The organism is Bacillus sp. FJAT-27986 (assembly GCF_001685035.1).
Taxonomy (GTDB): domain Bacteria; phylum Bacillota; class Bacilli; order Bacillales; family Pradoshiaceae; genus Pradoshia.
Genome location: NZ_MAYV01000012.1, coordinates 224127 through 239030 on the forward strand (window position 1 = coordinate 224127; position 14904 = coordinate 239030).

The following is a 14904-nucleotide window of genomic DNA, read 5'->3' on the forward strand; positions in this document are numbered from 1 at the left end:
ATAAATTTAGATGCACGATAAGGAGAATTTATTTAGAAAAGTTTCTGATAAGAGATAAAGCATACAATTAGGAGAACACATAGGTTTTTTAGAATGACTGATTTATGTAATTTGAGTTGTTGCTGCCTGATGGAAAAGTATGATACTGACCTATCATCTGCCATACTAATTGTCTATTAATTTGTTCAATAGGTACCTGGAGGGATATGTAATGGAAAGAATAAAACGATTCATTCGTTATCTAGCAGATCACCAACTTCTAGAGGCTATACCAATTTCCGATTGGAGTACGAAACGTGCGATATATGAGGAACCTATTAAGTATGTATTAGAATCTGAAAGTCCCACTTTAGTTAATAATGGTGATTGGTTAATCAATTCAGGTACAACTATGTTTCTTGAAAAAGATGTATACATACCAGAAAAATGGAGAAATCAGCAATTTGGATTAAATTTTCTAGTTGGGGCAAAGGGACGACCAACTCATCATGAGGGTCTGGTTTCGATCGATGGTTTGCCCTATCAAGGGATTGATCGAAACAGATATTATGTGCCATTTAATGATAAGGCAAGGGGAAAAGAAAAAATTAATATCAAAATAGAATTATTTAATCCCGTTCCTCAGGCAGTAGATGAATTAAATCATCAAAATGAACCCGCGGAATATGACCCGCCTTCTCTTTACCTGATAAATGGGTGCTTGGAGTTGCCAAATCCAGCAATAAAGAGTCTGCTAACAACTGTTACATGTTACTTTGAGACTGCAAAACTGCTCCCAGAAGATGATTTAATAAGAGGAAAAATCTTCGAAGCTCTAAATGAAGTTCAGTATCAAGTTCATTTTGAAAAACCTGAATCTTTACGTGATAGTTTACGGATAAAAGAAATAGAAGAAAAACTAATTAAACATCTGGCAGATTTACCTGGTAGCATACCGGGACAGATGTTAATGGTCGGTCAATCCCATATTGATTTAGCCTGGTTATGGCCGATGAAGGAAGCTGTCCGAAAGTGCAGTCGTACTTTTTCGACGATGAGTACTTTACTAGATGAAAATCCGAACTTTACCTATGCTCAAAGTCAACCTCAAGCATACGCATTTGTAAAAGAGTATTATCCTGACATCTATCAGAGAGTTAAAAAGCATATTTCTGATGGCCGCTGGGAAATTGTCGGTGGTATGTGGGTAGAGCCTGATTTAAATATACCTTCTGGCGAATCATTGGTGCGTCAACTCTTATATGGAATGAAGTTCTATCAAGATGAATTCGGTCAGCAGCCAAGAATCGAGTGGCTTCCAGATACATTTGGTTATTGTGCCTCTCTACCTCAATTGTTAAAGAAAGCAGGATTAGAGTACTTTATGACAACCAAAATGAACTGGAATGATACTAATCCATTCCCATATGATTTATTTCATTGGGAGGGCATTGATGGAACAAGAATTCTTTCCTATTTAAATCATGGTCTGAATGAATATACCCATCCAAAAGAAATTGATAATCACTGGAGGAGCTATAAACAAAAGCAAGTTTATCCAAAACAAATGCTTCTCTATGGTCACGGGGATGGAGGTGGGGGTGTTACACAAGAAATGATTGATTATATAAACCGCTCTACCTCCCTTCCCGGACTTCCAGCAGTGGTGAATAGTACAGCACACGAATTCTTTGATGGTATTCAACAAGAAGATCCCAATTTGCCAACATGGGTTGGAGATATGTATTTAGAGCTTCACCGAGGGACATACACTACACATGCCCGGAATAAGAAATGGAATCGTAAGGCTGAGGTTCTTTTTCGAGAAGCAGAATTTTGGAGTACTATGGCAGCTTACTTTGCAAACGTTGGTACTGCTCCGTCATTGGAAAAAGAGTGGAAATTACTTCTTCTTAACCAATTTCACGATATTATTCCGGGTTCATCGATTCCTGAAGTTTATGAAAAGTCAGCAACTGATTACGAGGAAATTTTTACTGCCGGTGAGCATGTTAAAAATAATGTTCTTGTACTATTAGAAAAGCAAATAAATACGCTGGGTGAAGGAACCCCATTCCTTCTATTTAACAGTTTGTCATGGGCGAGGTCAGAAACGGTAAGAATTATCGGGGGATCTGAACTGGCAGGTAAGAAAGCGCTTAAAAATGATGGTGACGTTTTGCCGTCAGACATCCGCCAACTGAAAAATGGCCAACTGGAATTATCTATTTATGTATCTGACATTCCTCAACTTGGCTACAAGACTATCTGGTTAATGGATTATGATAATCCTAGTATAAAAGATAATGAGAAAGTAGGTAGCCGATGGGAAACTGAATATTATGTAGTGGAATGGAATGAAAAAGGGGAAATGCTCCGCTTGTATGACAAAAAGGCACAGCGTGAGGTTTTAGCACCTGATGCACTAGCCAATCAATTTCAGTTGTTTCATGACCGGCCAATCGTGTGGGATGCCTGGGATATTGACCCAAAATTTAATGACCAGCCTGCTGATTCAATAGTTTTGCTAGATAAAGATATTCAAAAAGGCAAGACACAGGATTCCATTCGTTTTAAATGGCAGTTGTCAAATTCCATTATTGAACAAGAGATGATTCTTTACCATCATAGTAGTCGAATTGATTTTCATACAAAATTGAACTGGCAGGAGCATCACAAATTATTAAAAGTAGCCTTTCCTGTTGATATCCTTTGTCAGAAAGCCACATTTGAAATTCCATTTGGATCAGTGGAGAGAGCAAATCATACGAATACAAGTTGGGAGAGGGCACAATTTGAAGTGTGCGGACATCGTTTTGCGGATCTTTCTGAAGCGGGTTATGGTGTCAGCCTGCTCAATGACTGCAAGTATGGATATGACGTAAAACATAATACCCTTCGTCTATCTTTACTTCGAGCTTCTAAATGGCCAGATCCAACAGCTGACTTAGGTAATCACGAATTTATCTACTCGCTGCTTCCGCATGAAGGGGATTGGAGAGAAGCGGAAGTAGTTAAGAGAGGTTATGAATTGAATCACCCTATCGTTTGTGTAAACGCCTCCTCTCATAATGGGAATCTTCCAAACTCACATTCTTTTATCGATATGAAGAGCAAACATGCTATTCTCGATACATTGAAACCCTCTGATGATGGTAAGGGGATCATTTTAAGAATGTACGAATCAAGCGGCGGCAGGGAAGAAGTACAAGTAACATTTGGAAAGTCGGTTTTTTCTGCTGATGAAACGAACCTATTGGAGGAAAAACAAGACGCTGTTCAGGTTCAAAAAAATAAATTATCCTCCTATCTTAAGCCGTTTGAAGTAAAAACGATTTTAGTCTCATTCTAATCACTTAGATGTTCATCTCGAATCGCCTGCGAAATATCTTAAGCAGTATAGCATATATAAATCAAAGCAATGAGGGTAGAGGAGGTGGTATAAGGTGGATAATGCGATGGATTCAGCAAACGAAACAGATAGGATATCAATATGGATAGAATCATTACTTTCAAAAATGACCCTGAAGGAAAAGGTAGGTCAGGTAAACCAAAAGATGTATGGTTGGGAAGCCTACCGAAAAACAGAATCAGGGTACGAATTAACAGAAAAGTTTATAGACCACGTGCGATTTGGGGATGGAATCGGAGTTATTTACGGTCTGTTTCGATCCGATCCATGGTCAGGCATTCATTATGAAAATGGAATTCCCAAAAGTGAAAGTGCTGAAGTTGCGAATATGATACAGCAATATATTAAAGAAAACACACGACTAGGTATTCCGGTTCTGCTGGCAGAGGAGTGCTCACATGGTCATCAAGGGCTCGACAGTATGATTACTCCTGTTAATTTAGGTGTAGGAGCGACATGGAATCCGGATCTACACGAAGATTTAATGGCGGCTGTAGCGGAGGAAGTTCGGGCAAAAGGGGCTCATATGGCGCTTGTATCAACACTCGATATTTTGCGGGATCCCAGATGGGGACGTTCAGAAGAATGCTTCAGTGAAGATCCGTACTTAGCTTCAAGGTTAACAGAAGCAGTGGTTAAAGGGATGCAGGGAGATAATGGTGAAACTATTCAAGCTGGAAAACTTGTGGCGGTATTAAAACACTTTGCAGCTCAGGGCAATGGAACAGGTGGCCATAATGCTGCACCTGCGTCTATAGGTGAACGAGAATTAAGGGAGATCCATCTGCCTCCAATGATTGCGGCTATACACTCCGGGGCACTTGCTTGTATGGCCGCATATAATGAAATTGATGGGATTCCATGCCATGCAAATGGCTATCTACTCAATGAAATCCTACGAGAGGAATTTGGCTTTAACGGTGCTGTTATGGCAGATGGCTGCGCTCTAGACAATTTGGTCAACTTGACACAAAGCAGAGAAAAGGCGGCTGCGCTGGCTCTTGAAAGCGGAATAGATATAAGCCTTTGGGATAATGTATATACCACCTTAGAAAAGGTTATTGAAGATGGTCTTGTTAGTGAAGAACAACTTAATAAAGCCGTTAGAAGAGTTCTGACACTGAAATTTAAAATGGGATTATTCGAAAATCCTTATGTTGAAACCAAGTGGGCTGGAATTACTGCACAAAAAGAGGAAATCAATTTAGAATCAGCAAGGCAGTCGATTGTTTTATTAAAAAATGAGGGAATTCTCCCGCTAAAGAACAACTTAAAAAAAATAGCGGTAATTGGGCCCAATGCCAATTCAATCTACAATCAATTGGGTGATTACACTCCGTTCCAACAAGAAGATAATGTTATTACAGTTCTTAAGGGAATCGAAAAGCTTGCAGGGGAGACAGAAGTTGTATATGAAAAAGGATGTGGCATTCGTTCACGGTCTGCGGAAGGAATCGAAAAAGCCGTCAGTCTTGCTGAAAGCTCGGATGTAGCTATTGTGGTTCTAGGTGGGTCGAGCGCAAGGGACTTTAAGGCACAGTTCGATTTAAATGGCGCAGTCGTTAATATAACAGGAGAAGAGGAAATGGATTGCGGCGAAAATGTAGACGTAGCTAGTTTAGAGTTAGGCGGTCATCAATTGCAATTATTGCAGCGAATCATGAAGACAGGTACGCCAACCATTACGATTTTGATACAGGGCCGCCCACATGCGATCCCTTGGATTGCTGCAAACGCCCCAGCGATTTTAAGCGCATGGTACCCAGGGCAAATGGGTGGACAGGCAGTTGCAGAAATATTGTTTGGACACGTTAATCCAAGCGGTAGATTGCCTGTTTCCATCCCGAGATCTTCTATGCAAATTCCTGTATTTTATAATCACAAGTATGGGAATTACAAAAAAGACTATTTTGATATGGCAGGCAGCAGTCTATTCCTATTTGGATTTGGGCTATCTTATACGACCTTTACTTATGAAAATCTACAATGCTCGGAACAGGCTATTTCAGTAGATAAACTTTCAGCTGGACAAACATTTAATCTTTCATTAGATGTTACCAATAGTGGGAGCAATGATGGATATGATGTTATTCAGCTATATTTAAAGGGAAAAGAATCCAGCATTACAAGAAGAGTACGGGAATTAAAAGGATTTAAAAAGGTATGGATAAAAGCTGGAGAAACAAAAGAAGTAAATTTTGTTATTGGAATAGAGGAATTACAAATTTACGGAAACCTAAGGCAGTATACCCTAGAGCCGGGAAATTTTGATTTAGTAGTTGGCAATCCTGTTGAATCCATAAAAGTATCGCTTAAAATCGGCTGATGATTTTTTAATTATTTTTGGCAGTTTATTTAGAGATTAAGAGGAAGCCTTTTCTATTAAAACATTTTAAAGAGGTTAGCGCCTATTTAGGTAATGTGTTTATTAGTTCTTCTTTTGAATGAAAAAATACCTATTTTATTACAAGTAGATAGAAATGATTGTAAACAAAACAGGAGGTGTGCAGCCTCCTGTTTTGTTTTTTGAAATGTAGTATAAATGACAAAAAATACTTTATTACTATCATGTTAGCAATCTTTTTTTCCTATTTATAAGCCGAAAAGCAGAAAATCTTGTGTATAATAATACGTATCGACAAAATTCTCCAAGAGAAAATAGGTTATTTTTTGATATAATCCTATAAGTAAGTTGAAGCAAGAAGAAGGTGGCAGTTATTAATAAGGTTGAAGTGAGAGTTAGACAGTTTATAGAAGATATACAGCATCCTCAGCAAAAGAAAAAATTAAATGTAAATGTCTTGGAGAGCCAATTAAGAATACATATAGAAGACTATTTTGATATGGATGGGTATACGTTATTTCATGATGTTATCGAAAGACTCGTTGAAGAGAACATTCTTATACCGATACTAAATAAACAAACAAATGGCCGGCATCCAGCCTTGCCATTATTTTATTGGGTTAATATCAAAAAAGAAATCACTAAATGGAATCGTCTTGAGATGCTCAAGCTGAATGATCGATTTGATTTTTCTTATTATGAAAACCATCCGGAATGGCAAACGGAAGATGAATGGTTCAGGGTGAGAAACCTTTATACGTTTTTAAAATCAAGTCAGGATAGACAAATTGTTTCGCTGGAAGAGCGGAGCCTTGAACTTTTCGGGCATGAAAAATTTCTGACTGACTCTGATCTATTCCCTGAGGGAAAGGGGTTTCTACAAAGAATTGGCGTTTCGATGGAAGAATTGAAATGTATGAAATTTGGAGAACCGTTTGTTTTTTGGTTGAAGCCAGGTGTTCAGATAGCCGACATTAAACGTGTATTAATAGTTGAGAATCTATCATTCTTCCATACTTGCGTTCAATTGCTGGAAGAAGAAATATTAGATTACGAACCGGAACTGATTATTTATGGTGAAGGTAAAAAGATTGAAAGGAGCTTCTCCTTCTTCTTTAAACTATTCCCGAAGGATTCCTCCTATTTATTTTATTATGTAGGTGACTTAGATGCAGAGGGCTACAGCATTTGTATGAGATTGATAGATAAATATCAAGAATGCACCATTCAGCCTGCTTTAAAAATCTACCGCAAAATGCTTGACTGCATGGTTCAGGCAAATTCGGAGACAGGACAGGTACGTAATGAAATACACAGGGAACGATTCTTTTCCTGGTTCACGGAAGAGGAGCAAAACAGCTTGAATGAATTATGGGCTGCCAAAACCCGAATTCCGCAGGAGGTTTTAACGATTGAAACGTGGAGGAGATGGATGTGAACGAATCGTGGGAAGGCTTTTCTCAAAGGATGAAACGATTGAATCCTTTGTTCGAATTGGGAAAAGGAATGGAAATCGGTGAACTCAAGCCTTATATACAGACTATATTAATGCAAGTTCTACTGACCATGTTTTATCGTGAATTAAATGATGATGATGGCCGTAGAAAAACCGACATTTTACATATGGTTGAGGACAGCATTAAACAAATGAAGCTGACGGCTGATGAAAAGCAAATAGAAAGAATTACGAATGGTCTCTTATTTCAGGGGAAGGAAGAATACAGCAAGCCATTTGAATCCTTATATTTTGATGAAACGAGACAGGTATGGGATACTCAAACCTTTCGTTATGTGATGATGGATGAACTGTATACAAACCTGGAGATGGGTGGATCCATCGTTTATAAATTAACCGATGTTGCACAAGAAATGATTTTTATGAGTCGTGAAATGGCGGAAGAATTCTCAATTACGATTGAACAGCTATACAGTATGCAGCTGATTAAAAATGGGAACTTCAAAAAAGCGACACGCAATTTAGATCACCTCATTTCGAGAGTGAATCGTTTAATGACAAAGGAATATTCCTTTCAAAAAGAGATGATGAACAACCCGAAAATTCTTCTCCTGGAGCAAGAACACCAAAGAGAGGAAAACAGGTGGGAGATTGAAGAACAATTTGAGGAGGAGAAAAATCATTTTCGTACGATCTCGTCTATGATTGAAAAAGCGAAACGTACGGAAGAAAATGGATTGGTTCAAAAGGAATTAATTCTTCTCCATGAAAAAATTGAACATACCAGACAGCTACATGACCGGTTTGCAAAGCTGGTTATTCAAAATATTTCATATGAGATGAAATTAAAAGCAGAAAATCCTTCACTATTTTGGGAAAACAGCCTTGTTTCATTCCGGGAGCATATTTATGAAAACTGGTTAATGAAAGAGGGGATTAAGGATTTCAATTTGATTGATCAAATTATTGGACCGCTGTTTTCACCCAAAAATGAATTTATTCTCCCATTGGACTGGATTTGGATGGAACAGGAATCGGCGCATACTCTCCAAATAGAAGATACGAATCAAGATGAGGATGAAGAAGAAGAATTAATCAAGCGAGTAACAGATTGGTCCTCTGTTATTAAAGCATGGAAATATGTATTTGAGTATTTACAGCAATATGGAGAATTTTCATTAGCGGATTTAGCAGATATGCCTATGGAAGTACAGGATCAATGGTTTGAAGAAAGCGAAACGATTGATTTATGGATGTTGTTTGATAAGAAACCTCTCCAAATCATGTCTCCGACAAGGAAATTGGAAACATTGACGGATGAACGTGAAATCCTCCTTCATCGATTAATGAATGAATATCCACAATTTTTATCATTGGAAGGGCGTCATATTTATACGGAGTTTGATCATCGATCAGATCCGATTTATTGGTATAGGACCAAAATGACACCATTTAAAATTTGTGTCCGGGAGGAACTCGAATAAATGAATAATGAGATTATAAAAAAAGCTTCGCATGTGTACTTTACTTTACTAAAAGAAAAAGTAATTGATGAAACGAGCGAACACTTTCAAACCTACTATGAGCCGGAAGTCAGACAAACTGTCCTATTACTGGCAGATGAATCCGGAACCTATATTATAGAATCGCCTAAGCGTATCCATTTAGTAGTACAGCCGGCAGGGTCGGTCTTTGCAACTAATTTTACCCATATGAAGGAAAAGCATAAACAAATAGAAAATAAGAAGTATTTTAATTTAATGAGTGTCATCCTAATGGCTTTTTTGGCTATGGTGGATAAGAATCAGGCAGCCAGAATTCGGACAAAGCGTGAAGGGATAACCTATTATGCATTGGAACGCCAGGTTAATGAGCTGATTACGAACTGGAATCGAATGTTAAAGGAGGACCCTTCCTTTGGCGAGGAACAAGCCATTGATATGCCGGATATCGTGACTACTTGGGTTCATATGGTCATAGAAACGGATGATTTCGGTACAAAGAAAGGGAACAGGCGCACACGTATCGGATTGATTATGAGTGCTATGAGACTGCTCGAAACTGAAGGGCTGATTGTCATTTTGGACAAAGATGATATACCAAAAGCTGTGCCGAAAATGGAGTTATTTGAACGGATTGAATTCCTATACCATGATTATGACCGTTATGAACAAATGAAGGAACTTATGAGAACGGAGGAACAGGAGCATGCCGAAAATCCATCGCATTAGAATCGTCGGACTGAAATATGACGGGATGCAAAAGCAATATAAGGACACAACCTTTGATTTTCACAATGAACAAACATCAACAAACGGATTAATCGCGATGATGAATGGTGGCGGCAAAGGGGTATTCCTGCAATCCATCTTTCAGGTACTCAAACCGGGTACAGCATGGGGCAAACAAAATAATCGTTTTTACCAGCAATTTTTCTTTAATAAAAAGGAACAATTTGCACCGTATACTTTCCACATATTAATCGAGTGGGAACTGGATGGTTCCGACGGGCGGCATTTAGTGACCGGTGGTATGTTCTCTGCTGAGCAAAAGAAACTGTTGGATGAGGATCTCAATGAAGAAACAGGTTCAGATGAGCGTGAAGCCAAGATTGTTCCGAATATCACTTTTTATGCCAGAGAATTTGATCGTAAAGAGGATGTAGCATTAGAGCATATTCCTCTATACGAGAACGGACAGGTTGCTGATCCGGAAGAATTAAAGGATTATTTTAAATGGAATGGATTCGATGTATATCGAGACATAAAAAAACACTACCGCATTCTTGATACATATGGCATTAATCGGAAAGATTGGGACATTATGAAAGAGATTAATAGGGATGAAGGCGGAGTTGGTAAATATTTCGAAGGGGCAGAGGATGATCATTCCCTTTTTCAAAAGAGAATTATCCCGACAGTCAGCCAGGTATTAAATAAAGCTGAAGCGCAAAAAAATGACCTAATCGAAATCTTTAAAAGCCAGGCCAGTATCGCAAAGGATTTGCCGGTTTTACTTAAAAGAGAACAAGCCCACAAGGAATTTTTAGAGGATATTGTTCCTTTTGAAGATCATGTCAGAATCGGTGTAGAGCATGAAGAAATAGTACAAGCAAGTACGAAGGAAGGTCAGCAGCTCCTCGGTGCCTTGGAGCATGTCATTAAGCAAGAAAAAGAAGAGTTGATCACACTAGAAACAGAGATTGAACAATTAACAAAGCAACTGTCTGTCCTACGCTTTGAAAAAGATAATTTGGAGTATGCCAAGGCCCATCAGGATGTACGTAAATGGGAAGAGCAGCTTCAGAAAAACAAAGAGAAACATGAACAGCTGAAGGAAGTTGTCGCTGAAAAACAAGCAATAAGGGACGAATTCACTTTCTCCTTGTTATTAAAGGAATGGAGTGAATTTGAAAATACGATTCTTAATCTGACTGACCAAATGAGTAAACTTGAACAAAACAGTGGATTAGAACAAGTGAATCAACGAATGGAAGAAATTAAAGCAGAGGTTACAGAGGAATGGGAAAAGGCGAATCTAGATATTGCCCAATCTAATAACCAGTACCATGCTTACAAAAAGTATCTGACTAAACGGATTAAAGAATCAAGTAGTCATGATAAACAAAAGACGATTGAAATTGCTAAATTAAGCGCAGAAATTCTTTCCATTCAGGATGAGCTTCAATCTTTTGAAACGAAATCAAAGGAAATGTCCACCCAATTTGGTGACCGTGTCACATATGATTTATCTGGATTAATCAGTCATTTTAAACAAAACCTAATCCAGCTTCAGGAAGAGTTAAAACAACTGCAGGATAAGGATCAACAAACACAGGAGTTTCAAAATGAACTGTCAGGTTCCTTAGGAACATTACGTGAATCACTGAAACATCTGAACACCAAACGAGATAATTGGAAAGAGGCTTACCAAAAGCAGGATTTAAAAGAATCCTCTATTTTAGAACGGATGAAACTTGTTTTGGATGATGTCTCACCATCCTTGACCCATGCTCTATTATCCAAATACGCTGCCGGAATTGAAGGTCAATTAACGCAGAACCAGGAAGAGAGTGAACAGGTTAAAAAAGAACTGTGGGAGAGTCAGCTAGACCATTATTTGAACGACGAGAATTTTTGGATTGCTAATCAGGATCTGAAAGAGTTTAAAGAGTGGATTGATGAAAAAACAGGAATAGATGTGTTCTATGGGACACAGTACCTGCAATCATTGGATGAAGATGAACGTCTTCATCATCTGGAGTCCTATCCTCTTTTACCGTTTGGGTTAGTCGTCAGCCGGACTCAATGGGAAAAGATTAATCATCATCTTTTACAGGGAAGGCTATTTAAAAGCCCGGTACCTGTTTATTTGAGAGAAGAGATGAATGGTAATCCGGTATCTTCTTTTGTTGTTTTGCACGGTGAAGAACATGGACTAATCACAAACCGTAATGAATTTATGAAATGGAAGGTATCGATTTCCAAGAAGATTGAAGAGAAGAAAGATGTTTTAGACGAGCTTGGAAAATCAGAACGTTCTCTTCGCCGTTTATATAATGAATTAAACAGAATGACAGATACAGATCTTTGTGTGGATATTGCCAAATTCATTGAACAGGAAGAAAAGGAAATATCTAAGGTTGATACGGAATTAAAACGAACTGTTCAAATCCTCGATAAAGAAAAAGAATTACATGCTCAATTACGTGAACAAATCAATCAAAAGCTGGTCAGAATCGAGGAATGCGGTAAACATGTAGATGCATTGGAAGCATTTATTCTGGAAAAAGAAAAATATGACGAACATAAACAATTACTTGATGCTAAAGAAACGCATAAAGCTACTCTTATTGCACAGCAGGCTGAGATTGCCAAGGACTTAGATGAGCTGAATGATAGGAGTGCACAATGGAATCAAACCTATTTGGAATGGAAATTGGCTGTCGACCAGAGTATTAAGGAAATCGCGCAATTTGTTAATTCAGCTTCATTTCCACCTGCAGAAAAAATGGAGGGTAACGATGAAGTACCAAGCTTATCACTGCATATATTAGATAAGATCATGGGGCAATTGAATGAATTAAAACTCTTGCAGCGCTCCAAGGAAGAACAGGCACAGGAATTACTTACATTAAAAGCACAGAAAGAAGCTGAAATGTCTCAGAAGTCTAAATTGGAGAAGAAGCTATCAAAGCAACATGAAGACTGGAGAGAAAGGCCTGTACCTGATGAACCTATCAGTATATTAGAGGGTTTGCAGCAAACTGCTCAAAAAGAAGCAAAAGAAGCAGATAAAGAGGAGCGTAAGCAGGATAAGGAAGTAACCGTTGCGGAAACCTCTCTTAACCTGGCAAATGAACAAGCGAAAAAAGCACAGAAAAAGCTAAGCAAGCATGAGCAAGAGCCGGAAAAATGGGAAGATCAGGATCTGGATGTTAAAGAGGTCGAAATTAAAGACCGGACTAAATTAACCAAAAAACAATTGGATCAGACTGAGAAGAAGCTGAAAGAGACAAACGAAAGTATTAATGGATATGAGGGAGACCAATTAACATTATCCGTAATCCTTAAGGAAAATCCAGTGCCTTATACAGATGAAGTCGTGGAGAGAATTAAAAATCAGGGGAAATCATGTATATTAGCCTGGTGTGAAGCCCACCAAAACTTCATTGAAGAAAAACAGGTTAAACATGCCAAGCTTGAACAATCGCTTCGTAAGCTAAAGCTGACCATTGAGGATAAAGATTGGGAGCTCCGTTTTAAAAATGAAGTTTTGACCTCATTAGATCATATGGATACGCGCCATTACGCGCATATTGAAACCATTATTTCGAATATGAAACGATTTTCAAGAAGCGGTTTGGAGCAATTGGACCGTGATAAAGAACGAGCTGAAAAGGCGCAGGATTTCTGGGCAAGCCGTGCGAGTATGAAGGTTATGAGTATGTCCGATGCTATACGTTCCATGATTGCGAAAATGAAAATCAAAAATGAGCGTGGAACATTCCCGCTGGTTCAATTAAAGGAAGATCTATTGCCTAAAAATGCGGAAGAAGTGGAACCACTTTTAAAGCAGCATTTCGTTATGGCAATTGATAAAATCACGAAGCAATTCGAGACAATTGATGATCACAATAAGGCTCTAGAGGTTGAAATCAGACAATTAATCAGTGATGAACAAATACTGTTTGTATCTCTTCGCAATCGTTTCCCTGAGCTGCTTGTTTATAATATGCGTACAGATAACGCATTCATGTATGGACGGCCTCAGAAGGAACATTACTCAACCTGGAAAACTATTAACCAAGGTTCTAAGACGAAGTCAGACGGAAGCGGCGGCCAAAAATTATCTGCCCGGATGGTTATGATGATGATGCTCCTATCCGTTAAGAGTGAAGCAGATAACAGCTGGGTATCATTAGTATGTGATAATCCATTTGGCCAGGCGGCATCAGCACACGTTCTTGATCCAATTTTTGCAGTGGCAGAAAAACTGAAATTCCAGTTAATCGTTGTTACACCGCCTGAATTAGTGAAAACAGAGATCAGCCAACGCTTTGACTCTTATTACAAACTTGATTTTGTCCGTGAAAATGGTAAAGAGATTGTGACAGATACAGTGGTACCTGCCTATCGAATTTATCAGGAAGAGGAAGTTTTACAATAGAATTGAAAGTTAAATAGAAGACAAGGAGACTGCCGAAATTCTAAGCAGTCTCCTTTTTTACCATAACGGCTCTTCTTTATCAGTCAATTGTAAAAAAAGAGGCAATGATAATAAAACGACAAGCATTAACACTAATTCGATGATTATGACAAAAGTTAACGATAAATTAAACAGTACCGTAATAGGAATTGTTATCAGCGGAAATAATACAACAATAGATGTGATTTTTCGTGAATACGTGCTTTGGAACTGGTTAGCTCCACAATCATTACATTTCATATTTTTGCGGAATGACGCTAATTTTTTAAACGAATCATTCCATGACCATTTGCTGCCGCAGTTTTGACAAGTTGGCACTGAAATTCCTCCTTTATTAAAGATCCTTAATTCTCTAATTGACATTTGAAAATGGAGTATTGGGATGTAAATAAAAATGGAACTACATCTACCAAGCATCCCTATTAGGAAATTCATATCCTCACAATAAATGCAGAACCTCGATCTGTTCTGTCGAACACTTGTACAAATATAATTATATAAGAACTATGAGGATTTCGACTTAAATCCATTTTATATAAAATCATTTGTAAGGTATACTTTAAGTAATCAGAATGATAAAGGAGGATACATAGATGGGAATTTTAGATGGGTTAATGGGCAATTCTTCGACTGTAAGTAAGGATGAAGTATCTAAATCTCTAAAAGAAGTATTGTTTCCAGGTGAAGAAGTTCAACAAGCGTACAAGTTAATCAGGGATATGATTGTATTTACTGGAAACAGACTTATTCTTGTAGACGTACAGGGAATGACAGGAAAAAAAGTCGAGTATCACTCCATTCCTTACAAAAGTGTTACTCACTTCAGTACGGAAACAGCAGGAACATTCGATTTAGATGCTGAGCTTAAAATTTGGTTATCTGGAGCAGATGTGCCAATAACTAAGACATTTAAAAAAGGCAATAGCATTGAAGATGTTCAAAAATTGCTTGCGTATTATGTTTGTGGGTAAATTGAACAAATGGATAGAGGGAAGGGGAGTGTAT

General features: G+C 38.1%; 8 protein-coding genes. 7 read left to right on the forward strand and 1 reads right to left on the reverse strand.

The genetic code is table 11. The features are described 5' to 3' along the window. Window positions 1-211 precede the first annotated feature (211 nt). The 6 genes from A8L44_RS07380 (at window position 212) to A8L44_RS07405 (ending at window position 13860) form a co-directional block, all read left to right on the forward strand. Window positions 212-3331 carry an alpha-mannosidase gene (locus A8L44_RS07380; protein WP_066103717.1) on the forward strand — a complete coding sequence of 1040 codons (3120 nt, stop codon included), beginning with the start codon at window positions 212-214 and terminating at the stop codon, window positions 3329-3331. 106 nt (window positions 3332-3437) lie between these two features. Further along, a complete protein-coding gene (locus A8L44_RS07385) occupies window positions 3438-5717 on the forward strand; it encodes a glycoside hydrolase family 3 N-terminal domain-containing protein (RefSeq protein ID WP_066104311.1) in 2280 nt (759 codons plus the stop codon). Between the two features lie 382 nt (window positions 5718-6099). Further along, complete coding sequence (locus A8L44_RS07390; RefSeq protein WP_066103719.1) at window positions 6100-7173, forward strand: Wadjet anti-phage system protein JetD domain-containing protein; 1074 nt, start codon at window positions 6100-6102, stop codon at window positions 7171-7173. Further along, entirely contained in the window at window positions 7164-8675 is a 1512-nt protein-coding gene (locus tag A8L44_RS07395) for a hypothetical protein (RefSeq protein WP_254654697.1), read from the forward strand. Before A8L44_RS07390 ends, A8L44_RS07395 begins: the two co-directional genes overlap by 10 nt. Continuing rightward, window positions 8676-9422 carry a DUF6063 family protein gene (locus A8L44_RS07400; protein ID WP_066103721.1) on the forward strand — a complete coding sequence of 249 codons (747 nt, stop codon included), beginning with the start codon at window positions 8676-8678 and terminating at the stop codon, window positions 9420-9422. After that, complete coding sequence (locus A8L44_RS07405) at window positions 9400-13860, forward strand: hypothetical protein (RefSeq protein WP_066103723.1); 4461 nt, start codon at window positions 9400-9402, stop codon at window positions 13858-13860. The genes A8L44_RS07400 and A8L44_RS07405 overlap by 23 nt, the downstream gene beginning before the upstream one ends. A gap of 57 nt (window positions 13861-13917) precedes the next feature. Here A8L44_RS07405 and A8L44_RS07410 read toward each other — a convergent pair whose 3' ends face one another. Further along, a complete protein-coding gene (locus A8L44_RS07410; protein WP_066103725.1) occupies window positions 13918-14217 on the reverse strand; it encodes a TIGR04104 family putative zinc finger protein in 300 nt (99 codons plus the stop codon). Between the two features lie 275 nt (window positions 14218-14492). Between A8L44_RS07410 and A8L44_RS07415 the strand changes: the two genes are divergently transcribed. Then, window positions 14493-14870 (forward strand): PH domain-containing protein, encoded by a 378-nt coding sequence (locus tag A8L44_RS07415; RefSeq protein ID WP_066103727.1) that lies wholly within the window; start codon window positions 14493-14495, stop codon window positions 14868-14870. The last annotated feature ends 34 nt before the right edge of the window (window positions 14871-14904 follow it).

Coding starts and splice junctions, on each gene's coding strand:
- A8L44_RS07415 (WP_066103727.1), top strand. CDS start 14,493: ATGGGAATTTTAGATGGGTTAATGGGCAATTCTTCGACTGTAAGTAAG.
- A8L44_RS07400 (WP_066103721.1), top strand. CDS start 8,676: ATGAATAATGAGATTATAAAAAAAGCTTCGCATGTGTACTTTACTTTA.
- A8L44_RS07405 (WP_066103723.1), top strand. CDS start 9,400: ATGCCGAAAATCCATCGCATTAGAATCGTCGGACTGAAATATGACGGG.
- A8L44_RS07395 (WP_254654697.1), top strand. CDS start 7,164: ATGGATGTGAACGAATCGTGGGAAGGCTTTTCTCAAAGGATGAAACGA.
- A8L44_RS07380 (WP_066103717.1), top strand. CDS start 212: ATGGAAAGAATAAAACGATTCATTCGTTATCTAGCAGATCACCAACTT.
- A8L44_RS07385 (WP_066104311.1), top strand. CDS start 3,438: ATGGATTCAGCAAACGAAACAGATAGGATATCAATATGGATAGAATCA.